Here is an 11986-nt window from a genome sequence, read left to right as displayed (position 1 = left end):
CCTCACGGGACAGCACATTCTCAAATGCCCATTTCGGTGAATACTTCCTGGGCATGCCTGAAACTGTCGATGCCTGCTGGCACACCAACGTAGATAGCCACCTGAAGGAAGATCTCCTGGATCTCCTGTTTCGTAACACCGTTGTTGATGGCGCCGCGGATGTGGCCTCTGAGCTCGTGCGGTCGGTTTAAAACCGCTATCATTCCAAGGTTGAGGATCGATCGAGCGCGACGGTCGAGGCCAGGTCGGTTCCAGATATTGTCCCAACAATACTCGGTGACGAGTTCCTGCATCGGCCAGGTGAAGTCGGTCGCCTTTCCGAGGGCCGCATCAACGTAAGCGTCCCCCATCACCTGCCGACGAGTAGCAAGTCCGCGCTTGAACTGCTCCGATGGAGCTGTTCGCTCGCCGGCCTTAGACCCCTTATCTTTCCTGTCCAAAGTGGCCATTGGGTTTCGCTCCCTTCATCATATTTGACAGATTATCAGACAATTTTCAACTGTCAGTTTGGCGTAGTTTTTCGCGGTCAGGCCTGATCTTTCACGAACTGCGCAATTTTCGTATGGTCGACATCGGGGCCTAAAGCATGCCGAGCAGCATCCCAGGCATCAGCGGTACCGGCCAATGTCGGCAGCTGGAGATTGAGCGCCTTCGACAAGTCCGCTGCAATCCTAATGTCTTTCGCCATAAGCCCCAAAGCAAAACCAGAGCCAAAAGTCTCCGAGAGGATGAACTGCTTCATCTTCACTTCTGTTGCGTTGTTCTTGCCAGACGACGAGTTGAGAATATCGACGATCGTTCTAGGATCGAGACCAAACGTTCGGCCAAGAAGAACGCCTTCGATAGCTGCCAGAACCCCGGCTCCCGATACGAAATTGTTGATGGCTTTCATGGCGTGCCCTGAGCCGATCGGGCCTGTCCTAAAAATCTGGCCGCCCATGGCGCACAGGATGGGATCAGCTTGATCGATATCGTCAGAAGCACCGCCTGCCATGATAGTAAGAGAGCCTTCGACGGCTCGCTTCACTCCGCCTGACACGGGAGCATCGACCAGCCGCAAGCCCTTCTGATGCAAGCGTTCTGCGAGCTCACGAGTATCATTGGGCGCCGATGAGCTCATGTCGATGACAAGCGCGTCAGCACTCAGGGATTGCCAGGCCCCATCCTTGAAGAGCGCGTCTTGAACAACCTTGCCGTTGGGAAGCATGGTAACCGCAACATCGGCCCCATTGAATGCTTCCGCTACCGTCTCTGCCGGAACGCCGCCGACGGCCGCGAACCTTTCCCTAGCCTCGGCCGATAGATCAAAGCCAGTGACTTCGAATTGAGCCGACAACAGATGTTGTGCCATCGGCCCGCCCATTGCGCCGAGACCAATAAAGGCGACGCGCAGATTTTTTCGTGGTGACAACGTCCCGCTCCCGAATGTGAGGCAAGCACAATCAGCTACCTCCGTTAGTGAGGAGTAGTTAACGACCTATCAGACAATCTGTCAATCGGAAAATTCATGCTTGGGCCGGCCCTCCCTCGCTACGACGCCAATTTTGCCGTCGCTTCTTCAATCACCTCACTTAAAATGACCGTGCAAGCAGCACCCATCTTATCGTCCGATGGACACCAGAGAGGTTGTTGCGTTGTCAAAAGCACCGTGCCCTGAAGGATTTAATTACACCCGGCCACCTCCAGCATCAGACAATCTGTCAATTTTCAGAAAATCTTATGGCATCAGCCTGAGGTGTTGTTGCGCAGGTACTCGAGTGCGACTTTCGCAGCCATATCAATGTGGTGCTTACAAGCGGCCGCAGCCCTGGGTCCGTTGCGATTTTGGATCGCTTCGGCAATCTCTTTGATTTCTGCAATGCTATGTTTGAGGCGCCCCGGTTGTGTCATCGAAGTCATGCGCAGAAGATTGATCCGGTTGTGCAGCGATGTTAGCATTTGCCTGACGAAGACGTTTTTGCTGCCATCCATCAAGCAGTCATAGAAGGCGTTTTTGGCAGCGATGAGCCTGTGTCCCACGCCGCTTTCCGCCGACGCTTCGAATTCTCTAACGGCATCTTGCAAAGTGGCAATATCTTCCGCCGTTCCATTTTCGGCGAACTGCTGACCAGCAAACCCCTCGAGCAGCGCGCGGACGGTGTAGAGCTGAGCGGCCTCCTCATAGGTTATGATACTGACAACTGGACCCTTGTGGGGGAAGCTTGTGATCAATCCCTCTGCCTCAAGCTGCCGAAGCGCTTCACGGACGGACGTGCGACCCACGCCGATCATTTCGCAAAGCTCGCGCTCGACGAGCCTTTGCCCCGGCTTGAACTTGCCCGTCGCAATAGCCTGTCTGAGCCTTTCTTCGACTTGCACTCGAAGAGAGGCATTTTGCCGAGCGACCTGCAGCTCCACATCTACCATGATCAATGTCCTACGTAGCACTAATGAATTTGAGCTAAATATATGGCTGCTTCGCGGGGAACTTTCAATCAGATTGTCTGATGAGCGGTCATTAGCAACTATTCTAGAGGATTGAGCCCGCTGTGTAGAGGTCGGCTTCCCGATCCATGAGGAACCGATCGGTTGGCGCGCCATAAGTGGAAATTCTAGTCCAAATGGCCTAGTTCAATTGGTGTCCTGATGGCCGACAATGTCCGCCCGCCGATTTCTCAAAACCAGCCACGGTTGCGACCCTGATCGACGAGGTGTCCACGGTCACCGACACCACCGCATCTTCCAGGAGCACCCGTTCGACTAAGGGCCGGGTGCAGCTTGGCAATCGGCAAAAGCCGCATCAGCAGACGATAGTGGTTCCGATCGCGCTTCCAGTCCGGAGGCGGCATCGATCTTGAGCACCTCAAGATCCGCCATCTTTCTTCGCCTGCCAGCCTGGCTCGTACTTGCGCTATCGCTCCCGCGATTCCCATTCTAACCACTTTTCTCTCTGACCATCTCTCTTGAAAAATTGTAACCTTCGTGCTACATATCTAGTGCAATCTGTAGTGCGAAGGTGACAAATTCCGACACCTCACAACGCTCCGGCCGCTGTGCGGCGCGCGCTGCGCAAACTGGGCGCAGACATCCACGACGCACGTCGACGTCGCCGCCTGCCTATGGCGGTAGTAGCCGAACGTGCCTTCACCTCACGCTCAACGCTTCAAAAGATCGAGGCCGGCGACACCAATGTCAGCATCGGCATCTATGCAGGCGTCCTCCAGGCACTCGGCCTGCTAGATGGGCTGAGCCAAGTCGCCGACATCCGTAACGACAGCGTCGGCCAGTCTCTGGCCAATGCAGAGTTGCCCAAGCACGCTCACCCAAGGCGATCACCGGGATCGTCACGCGATGGCTGATTTGGAAGTTCATCTCGACCTTCACGGCCGCACACGTCCCATCTGGCCCGGAGCAATCGCGCCCGTGGTGCCGAAACAATCGTGTTTGAGTATGATCGTGCCTGGCTCGAGGACCCCGGCCGCTTCTCGCTGCAGCCCGCTCTAGCTCTGAGCTGGGGAGAAAAATCACGGCTTTCTGTGGCTCAATAAAGCCAGCTGGTCGTTGTCCCCTGCCTATGACCTCAATCCAGTGCCTACGGATGTCAAGGCGCGCGCGCTGACGACAAACATTGATCTTGATGAAGGCACCTGCTCCCTTGACCTGCTGGAAGAAGCTGCAGGGCTCTACGCCCTAACGCTCGCCGAGGCTCGCGCGATCATTAAGGAAGTCGCGACACCGCAAGGTGGCGCGAGACCGCCAAGGCGGTCGGTGCGCGGTCAGCCGAGATCAACCGTATGGCCAGTGCGTTCGATCACGATGATTTGCAGCGAGCGCCAGCCCTATGACGAGAGCCTTCCTCCACAGTTTCAATCCGCCCTCTGCCGGCCCGATCACTGAACCGGATTACGGCATCGTTGCGTTGTAAAGGACGGATGTCCAATGGCAATTTTCCGATCTGCGGTCCTGGCTGAATTTGCGATGGAATTGTTTCAAGCGCCTCCGTGACCAACGAGCGAAAACCAATAATTATGTGATTCGGTGAGATCGAGACGCTACTCTACGAACAAACTATGTCACTGCCAGCGGATCCTCAATCACATCGACGATCGATGGCTGGCCAAGCACGTCCGCGAAGCGCTGTAGCATGGCAACAGTACTCGATGACATCTCCGCCCTGGAGCCCGGGATATAGCAAGCGGCTGCATAAGCGAGTTGCCGTTGCCTCGGTTCCGTTAGCAACAGCGGCAGCGTCTCCATTGCTTGCTCCGGCTCAAAGGTGACGATAGCCGTCTGCACGCGAGTGATTTCGGCCAAATGATCAGCGCTTAGTGAGCGGAAGGGCTCGTCCTCGGTCAGCACCCGTGACCAGCGCGCCAGGCGGTCGCGTCGGATCCCGCCACGATCGCTCACCAGGAGTACGACCATACGGATGATGGCATCGGCGAGTCCGCCGATCGCGATCCTCCTGAGCGCATTGGCGATGTCCGGCTGCCATCTCATATCGTCAAGTGTCGTCCCTTTGCGGTATGCTTCGTGGGGATTGTCAAAATATCGCTGCCAAGGGTTGTTCCAGATCATGTGAAACGCGAGCTCATAACCCATGTCGCGCCAGTCGCGCATGACCACGATCGCCTGTTCGACAGCCTTGAAATAGAGCGCTTCCGCAGCCAGGAAAGGATTTTCCGCTGCTGCGTTCGCCCGGGAGTTCCGTACCTGCTCTGAAATTGACTTATAGCCAACCATGATCGGATTCTGAGAAGACAGCAGCGATCGCTCCAGCCGCTTTGGATGGAACATTCGGCTGGCGTCTGCTGAGATGTCTGTGACCGCGGCCTGCACAAAGGGGCGGGCAACTGTGTGATAGATCTGCGCTTGCAGTTCAGAGACGCGGGCGACGGCAGCGAAGGGACCTCCATCGTCATGGCCATCGTTAAACTCACGGATATTCTCGAAGGTGCGCTCGATCAGTTCAACACTATAGCTCTTGTGTCCAGCATCTTCTTGAATGTCCGTGATGCGCATCTCGTAAAGGCCAGGCAACAACGCCTCAATTGCCTCGAGCGTGCTTGCAACCTCATTGTATTCTTTGTTGATTACTCTCGAGGAAACGAATGTACCGAGGTGACCGACGTCGTTGTGTACCATATAAATAATGTGCTGGCCGAGAAGGCGGATTTCCTCCTCGTTGTCATAGATTTCGGGGATCCAATTCAGCGCCTGCTGCGGCGGCGTTACATTGTCGCCATGACTGGCAAATATGATAATAGGCGCCCTGATCTTCTTAAGGTCGAAATGCCGCCGGTCCGGCTCCCCATACGCCTTGTTGTGCGCCAGTCGATTACCAACAAAGAGGTGCTCAACTATCCAGCGGATCTCGTCTCCCCGCATCAGGCAGAAGCCGCCCCACCACTTCTCAGCCTTAAGGAAGGCTTCGCTCGCCGCATCCACATCTCGGAACAGTTCGACATACTTCATGAATAACTGGCGCTCGGGATTGAGCGTTTAGAAATTCTGTACGAGATGGGCGCCGTCGAAGATGCCTCCGCCCAGATCTGACAAAAACATGGTTATCCAAGCTCCCCCGAAGAGGCCCGCCATGTAGCGGAGGGTATTTTCACCGATATTTCCCGAGGTAGGTGTCACCGGCGATCCGTTGAGGATGATCGGGCCAGCTAAGTCGAGATTTGTCGCAACCATCAGAAGGGTAGCCCAGCCAGCTTGGCAGTTGCCGACTACGACTGGAAGGCGGGCAAGCGGATGCAGGCGCATGACCTCACGAACAAAGGCCGCTTCCGCATACGTGACATTAGAGAGATACTGCCCCCCCCTCTGGCTCTCGGCGGAAGGACACCAAATAAACCGGGTGACCTTCCCGGAACGCTACGCCGACCTGGCTGTCTTCTTTGTGGCCACCGACGCCGGGACTATGTCCGGCGCGCGGGCAAATGATTATGAAGGGGCGCTTCGTGTCATCGACGTTAACACCTTGGGGCGGGATCATTCGAAGTAACACGTAATTGGATTTCAAGGGCAGATCGTTTCCATCCATAACTGTCTCGTAGTCGCAGAAGAAAACCGGCGGACAGCCTGCCGCTTCATGTTCGAGGAAGATGTCGCCGCGCTGTCGGAGAAGATCCATGCACAATATGGCGCGCTCACTAGCGTCGCGCAGGTATTCCGCCCAAGCGTAGCCCAAATTCCCATTGCCGTGCACCTCGCGTAGACTCTCGGCAAGACGTTCGGCCTCAGTAAAGAGCTTTCCCTGGCGGGTAGAGTGGCTGTCGCACATGACTTGCACGCGGCGCAATAAGGCAACCTGCAGAATTTTAGCGGTTTCAGCGCCCGCTTCCGCCAAGCGTTGGAACATCGGGAATAGACTTTGGGTCACTTGGCTCTCCAGTTCCGTGGATGGCGCTTCAATCCACCGGAGCGGGTTTAGAGATGTAAGAATATCCGCCATCGTTTCAACTCCTCTATGGTTATGATCCCGTACGCATACATACGTGCCAGATCGATCGTGCTTCCGTCTGGCGAGGTGCTCGGTAGGCAATGCCGACGCCTAGGAAAGCAGTTTGACGACTTCCGACCCCAACGAGTTACCGCCGCATTCATCCCCTGCAATGTCTATGCCAAGCACTGGGTCAGCCAGCTACGCCGGGAGAGGGGCAGCAAGCTCGTCGCCAGGGAATGCCACACAAAGTCTTCATTCAGCCTGGATCAGCAGTTTCTCCCAGCTCGTTGGAGACTATCGGAGGACAGGAGGTGATGGATTCGCCTGCGGTGTGGGATCCCACCAACTAGGATGTTTCAGCGGCCGTCCGCGTGGCTTTGGTTGGGGCTAAGGCTGGTGGTGGCATGGTTTATAGACGATGCCTTCTGTCTGACGCTCACCGATGACGGCAGTCTTCATCCGGTCGCAAAGCACTCCCGCGGAGCGCCGCCGAGAGCCTCGAAGGCCGCGATGTGGAAACGCAGGCCGGTCATCTCATGCATGACGAAGCGTGCCCAGATGGGACGGCTATGACCCGGCACTATCGTGAACTGCCAGATGATCCTCGGCGCCAGTTAAAGTGCCGATCGCGTGACACCGCCATTTTCGCTGGCGTTAGTGTTGGTCAGGTTTACAGCAGATCACCGATAACAGTGGACAGGTTAAACGGAACGATTCCGATCTCACCACGCGGCATCCTGTCGAGCAAGTCGACCGTGCGGGCAAAGGTTTCGACTTGCTGAAAGGCGTAATCAGGGTCGAGCCGGTCCAAGCCTCCGCCCGGCAAGACCTGGCAAAGATAGTCCGGTATCGGACAGCTTGATATCGTCGGAATTCCTGATGCGTATAATGGCTGTCCTTCGCCCAACATCACCTGCGCCGCCGCTGGGGCGACTATCAGCGCGCGTACCTTTTTGCGCCCGCGTGCGGCAGCGATGTACACGCCACTCATCGACTTATTACTGGTATAGATCAAATCGAGTTCCGGCTTCCCGGTGGGCGCGGGGTGCCCTTTTGCAAAGTCATCTCGCCACTCGGTACATCCAAGATGCTCAATCGTAGCTCCTGCAACGGCTTTAGCATGGCCGGGTTTGCCGTCCCACAATTCTGGATGCATTTCGAGCCAGGTCGCCGTCGCCTGATTCCCGTGGCGGCCGAACTGGGCAAGCTGGAAATGACCCGTGACGAGTACGAAGACGAGGCTTCGGTTGCGGGCAGATTTCGGTAGCGAGGAGAAATAATGCGCCAGAGCGAGTACCCCAGCACCGCCGTTCTCTTCGCACGCATTAGGTCCATCGGTGTGGGTGTTGATGATGATTGTCTCAAGCAGGTTGCAGCCCGGCAAAACCGCATAAATCGTATCGGTCGCAACGTCTTCCAACGTGCCATCCAAGGTCAGGCGACCGCTCAAACCGTGCTTGATCGCGGCTTTGATCCGCTCTCCTTCAGATTGCGCCACCCATATTGCAGGTAAGCCCCAATACGGTGTGGTGAATGGCAGCACCTGCCCCTTCAACTGCACTTCCGAGACGCCTTCGAAAATGCAAACGACGGCTAAAACCCCTGCTTCACGCGCCTTGTCGATCGGTACGCCAAGCAAACCGGTGATAAGCGGCGTGGTTACGGCTTTGGGAAAGTCTATGCCTTCCGGCAGGCTGCCGCGTCGATTGGTCACCAGTTCGAGGAATGCCGCCAGATCCCGACGCTTTACCGTCACCACCGCAATTTTGCCGCGGGCTTTCTCAAACGCCTGAACCCGACCGTTGAAAAGAACCATCTTACCCGAGATACCGCCGGGAGGTGTAAGCCCGGAATACGGGAACGGCGCCGCTACCTCAATTACTTCACCATTTGACAGTTTGAACGCGGTGGTTCGTGGCATCCACCGGCGCATCGTGAGTTGATCGCGCTTCACCTCAAGGCCCATCCCTCTCAACTCACCAGCAAGATAATCGATTGCCCGTGCTTGCGCCGGGCTGCCGGTCAATCGGGGGCCGAAACTGTTGAGCCTTTTGATCCAACTCCAAAGTTTCCGCTGATCAGGGAGTGCGGGGATGGACGGCTTTCGCTGCTCACTGAATCCGGTGCTGGGAAAAGCCGGGAATACGATCCCGGCGAGAAGAGCAGTGAGCCCAACAGTCGAAAAATCTCTTCGTTTCAAGACTAACCTCCGCGCCTCTCTATCACGATACCTATGGCCGCACGCCGCCCGTGTCCTTGCAAATCCAGTGCCATTAAAAGCACACGTCTAATCTTCAGTTTTGAATTGAACGCGCAGTCTGAATCGGTTTTGGACCGCGTGCGAAGTCAATGCAGCTTTCGGACAGACTCCGCGCAAGCATCTGAAGTGGTTGAAGAGTCACTTTACTGATCTAGGAACGCGTCGTTGGTTCAATGCCTTTAAGAGCGACTTTATCTTGAGCCTAGTCTCGGGTCGGCCAAAAACCTTTGCCTGCTTGCAGACGACCATCAGTCGCCGAATGCAGCGGCAAGACTGTAAACTGTTGACCACGATAGGCGCTGCGCGTTGGACCTTTGTCACAACAACCTATCAAAACCCTCTATTTTATCCGGCGGACTTTCATTGCCGCCAAGGTTCTGGAGCTAGCGGCAAATCAGCCCCGACTGCCAATCTATTCGATGCTTGCGTCGCTGATAGTGATGCTGGCGCCCGAACCGCCGCCTGTTTGAGGCTCCAGCCGGATAATGACGGTCTGTGGCTGACGGCAAGACGGGTCATCGGGCAAGGGAAACCCAAATCGTTGAGGCTTTGCCCCGTCCAATACCGAAAACGCCTTGTTCGGAAAAATACCAAACCTACCAATTTCGCGAACGTTACTGCCGCAGTCAAGCGAAACGACCGTCGTCACTGGTCCTGAAGTCGACGGTTCATAACCAGTGACAGTAAGGACGACCCGCGCACTGGTATCAGCCGATGAGTGGACTGCTCTGCTCGATATGGTTATCGTCGCGGGCTTACTGGTCGTTGCCCGCATGTCGCTCTCGTTAGCTTGAACCGGGCTGACGATGCGCAGCATCGATAATGCCGCCGCACGAATAGCGATAAGCACCCAACGATGATAGCGCATCGATGTCTCCACAACCCAGCCAGTCCGGATGTTAGGCGGACACTATGGCTATTTCTAGCTTTGCGGGCTCTACGGCGCCGGGTTTGCCCGCTCCCGATCCGACAGGAATGAGCTGCAGGTCGATGGCCTCGCCATCCGTCTGCCCCCTTCCGCCGTAAACCCGCTGGATCGCGTCCGTCAGATCGAGGACGAAGGATGGTTTGCGATGATGGTCGCCGTCATGACCGAGAACGGCGAAAGAACCGACGTAATGGGGATCGGTGACGGGCGTATCGGCCTTAAGGTCGTTCTTGCCGAGAAACACCCGAACGCTGGTCGTGCTGGCACTGGTGATCTCGACATCGCGCAGGAATGCCAGCACACGAGGAGCGGAGGCCGCCTGCTCCTGTGCCGCGCCGAAATCCATTGTATCCATGCCGGATGGCAGAGGCGGTTGGCGGACGATCTCCTGCAATGCGCCCGCCGGGATCTTGATCGGCAGCGAAAGCGGCACGTTTTCCGTTGCCGCCTTGCTGTTGTCCGTGGAGGTGGTCGTCACGCCGGCGACTGCAGCATCGGTCGCCGTCGCCGCGATCACGGACGTGAGTTTATCGTTCAGGGCCAGCGTTTTGGCGCTCGCCGCCGCGACCTTGAAGTAGGTCCGGAAACCATAATTGTATCCGAGTTCCTCTGGAACATAAAGGTCAGAGACCTTCGGGGACCAGAAGTTGCCGTCGACATCGTAAAAATTGTCGGTGAACGGCATGTCGGCCCAGAGCCGATCCGTGCTGTTGGCGTTGCGCAAATTCCACGTCGCCCAGATGCGGTCGATGTTGCAATGATGCATGAAGAAGATCGGATCGCGGGGCGACGACATTTCCGGCATCCAGCCACCGATATTGTTGTGCACCTGATTGTGCGGTGTGTATTCCAGCGTCCCCTGCGTGCCGCTGCTGGTGGTGACCCAGGAAGGATCGAGTGAGTTCTGTCCCTGGGGGCGGGTGGTGCCGAAGACCTCGTATGGCTTCGCCGTTAGGATGGTGTTGAGAACCTGTGGCCCAACTATATTGTCCGGCATCGGCTGCGTGATTGGCCAGGTGCGCGACGAAACATAAAGTGGATTGTCCTTGCCGTCGGGCGTCTTTTGCATTGTGAACACTTCGGGCAGGTACGGATTGTCGGTCCAGTCCCAGAACGGCATAGCGAAATCGTTGTTCTTGGTCACGTGCCGAACGATGCGCTCGTACATAGCCGTATAGGCCCTGTGCCACGGCAGGAAATACCAGTTGCCATGCGGGCAGTATTTGACGACGTCACCGCTGCCGTGAATTTTCGAGAGGTTGACCCAGTTGAATTTGTCGCTGGCGGGAAGGGCGTTGAGAAGGCGCACTGCGTCGCGATAGGTCTCGATGATCGGGTCGTTCCAGGCCAAGCCCTGCAGTGAGCGCCGCCAAGGGATTGACGGTATCTGCGCGAAGGCTTTTGTCCCCGGTAGGCCGCTGGCGAGCAGGCCTGCTGCAATGACGCCACCCTGAACGATGACATGTCTGCGTGTGATGCTCATCTTACTCTCCCTTGGATTTGAATTGTCCTTCGCCAAGATTAATGCCGCTTTTAGGACGGTTCCGCGCCGTCTGGGCGCGGGAGCAGTGGGCAATTCGCACCACCATAGAGCTTGCGTTGGCTCTTTCTGAGTTTCGGTGAATCGGCGGCACGAGAAATGAAGCAAGCGACGTGCCACTCGAAAATGCAGCGTAAAATGCGAGCTAAAAACGCTACTACCGATCGTCTTCCTGCATTCCAGTTGGAATCCAGATTCCGGAAAACTTAGTATCGCATTCCATGATCGTTCGAGCGACGGCTTGCCGACCAGCCACGGCAAGCACGTTCGGTTGCGAAAACCTCAAATGATCAAGCTGAAACAGTTGTTCAGACCGGTGAGAGGGCCCAAGATGCTGAAAACGCCCTGTGCGACGATAGAGAAGCACGCATCTCGAACAGGCTTTCGCTATCGGACCCCCAGCAATGACGGAGCCGTAGCCCGCTCGCTCTCAAATTCAAAACTGCGAAGCAGGCACCACTCCGTGGCTTGACGGGTGCGTAGAGCAGAGCGGGACAAACCGATTGTCGTGATCTCGACAAATGCGACAAAGGGCGGCGGCTGTCCGACATTTGCGAGAATAGCGGCGGGATCTCCGCGCGGGAACAACGGGCTCACCAAGTGATCCCACTTTCAGTCCCATTGTGCCCACTCATTCGGGCTTACTGTCGGACTTCAAGCGTCATATACCTGGCGCGTTGAACGGCCCATTCATCATTCTGTTCGAGCAGCAATGCACCGACGAGACGGACGATGGCTTCGTCGTTCGGAAAGATGCCGACGACCTCGGTGCGTCGCTTGATTTCGCCGTTGAGACGCTCAATTGGATTCGTCGAGTGCAGCTTTGCC

At 56.4% G+C, this 11986-nt stretch carries 9 protein-coding genes and 3 pseudogenes; 2 read left to right on the top strand and 10 right to left on the bottom strand.

The window, feature by feature from the left end:
• Positions 1-20: 20 nt before the first annotated feature.
• From QWJ46_RS28015 to QWJ46_RS28005, 3 genes are all read right to left on the bottom strand, one after another.
• On the bottom strand, positions 21-449 hold the full coding sequence (locus QWJ46_RS28015) for a carboxymuconolactone decarboxylase family protein (RefSeq protein ID WP_004668619.1): 429 nt from the start codon (positions 447-449) through the stop codon (positions 21-23).
• 77 nt (positions 450-526) lie between these two features.
• Positions 527-1411, bottom strand: a complete 885-nt coding sequence (locus tag QWJ46_RS28010; protein WP_004668614.1) for an NAD(P)-dependent oxidoreductase — start codon at positions 1409-1411, stop codon at positions 527-529.
• A gap of 314 nt (positions 1412-1725) precedes the next feature.
• Positions 1726-2406, bottom strand: a complete 681-nt coding sequence (locus QWJ46_RS28005; protein ID WP_004668612.1) for a GntR family transcriptional regulator — start codon at positions 2404-2406, stop codon at positions 1726-1728.
• Positions 2407-3002: 596 nt separating this feature from the next.
• Between QWJ46_RS28005 and QWJ46_RS28000 the strand changes: the two genes are divergently transcribed.
• Together QWJ46_RS28000 and QWJ46_RS31330 are read left to right on the top strand one after the other, a co-directional pair.
• Positions 3003-3338 carry a helix-turn-helix domain-containing protein gene (locus QWJ46_RS28000; protein ID WP_026188835.1) on the top strand — a complete coding sequence of 112 codons (336 nt, stop codon included), beginning with the start codon at positions 3003-3005 and terminating at the stop codon, positions 3336-3338.
• 160 nt (positions 3339-3498) lie between these two features.
• Positions 3499-3824: pseudogene (locus QWJ46_RS31330) on the top strand (HipA domain-containing protein); the annotation flags it as partial.
• A 223-nt stretch (positions 3825-4047) separates the two neighbouring features.
• Here QWJ46_RS31330 and QWJ46_RS27995 read toward each other — a convergent pair.
• The 7 genes and pseudogenes from QWJ46_RS27995 to QWJ46_RS27965 form a co-directional block, all read right to left on the bottom strand.
• Positions 4048-5748, bottom strand: a pseudogene (locus QWJ46_RS27995) (DUF3141 domain-containing protein).
• 37 nt (positions 5749-5785) lie between these two features.
• Positions 5786-6439, bottom strand: a complete 654-nt coding sequence (locus tag QWJ46_RS27990; protein ID WP_004668605.1) for a DUF3141 domain-containing protein — start codon at positions 6437-6439, stop codon at positions 5786-5788.
• Positions 6440-6865: 426 nt separating this feature from the next.
• A pseudogene (locus QWJ46_RS27985) lies at positions 6866-7035 on the bottom strand (IS21 family transposase); the annotation flags it as partial.
• A 65-nt stretch (positions 7036-7100) separates the two neighbouring features.
• A complete protein-coding gene (locus QWJ46_RS27980) occupies positions 7101-8630 on the bottom strand; it encodes a hypothetical protein (RefSeq protein WP_004668604.1) in 1530 nt (509 codons plus the stop codon).
• Positions 8631-9102: 472 nt separating this feature from the next.
• Entirely contained in the window at positions 9103-9558 is a 456-nt protein-coding gene (locus QWJ46_RS27975) for a hypothetical protein (RefSeq protein WP_004668602.1), read from the bottom strand.
• A 31-nt stretch (positions 9559-9589) separates the two neighbouring features.
• Positions 9590-11101, bottom strand: a complete 1512-nt coding sequence (locus QWJ46_RS27970; protein ID WP_004668600.1) for a tyrosinase family protein — start codon at positions 11099-11101, stop codon at positions 9590-9592.
• 698 nt (positions 11102-11799) lie between these two features.
• A partial coding sequence (locus tag QWJ46_RS27965; RefSeq protein ID WP_302755517.1) for a transposase occupies positions 11800-11986 on the bottom strand: 187 nt, incomplete at its 5' end.

It is taken from the genome of Rhizobium sp. CBN3 (assembly GCF_030518245.1).
GTDB classification, from domain to species: Bacteria; Pseudomonadota; Alphaproteobacteria; order Rhizobiales; family Rhizobiaceae; genus Rhizobium; species Rhizobium aethiopicum_A.
The sequence above is the reverse complement of the archived record's forward strand: the minus strand, read 5'-3'. Positions and strand labels throughout refer to the sequence as shown.

What these genes read in the sequence shown, in the direction of transcription:
- QWJ46_RS27990 (WP_004668605.1), bottom strand. Translation starts at nt 6,439, where the DNA reads ATGGCGGATATTCTTACATCTCTAAACCCGCTCCGGTGGATTGAAGCG.
- QWJ46_RS28015 (WP_004668619.1), bottom strand. Translation starts at nt 449, where the DNA reads ATGGCCACTTTGGACAGGAAAGATAAGGGGTCTAAGGCCGGCGAGCGA.
- QWJ46_RS28005 (WP_004668612.1), bottom strand. Translation starts at nt 2,406, where the DNA reads ATGGTAGATGTGGAGCTGCAGGTCGCTCGGCAAAATGCCTCTCTTCGA.
- QWJ46_RS27975 (WP_004668602.1), bottom strand. Translation starts at nt 9,558, where the DNA reads ATGCGCTATCATCGTTGGGTGCTTATCGCTATTCGTGCGGCGGCATTA.
- QWJ46_RS27970 (WP_004668600.1), bottom strand. Translation starts at nt 11,101, where the DNA reads ATGAGCATCACACGCAGACATGTCATCGTTCAGGGTGGCGTCATTGCA.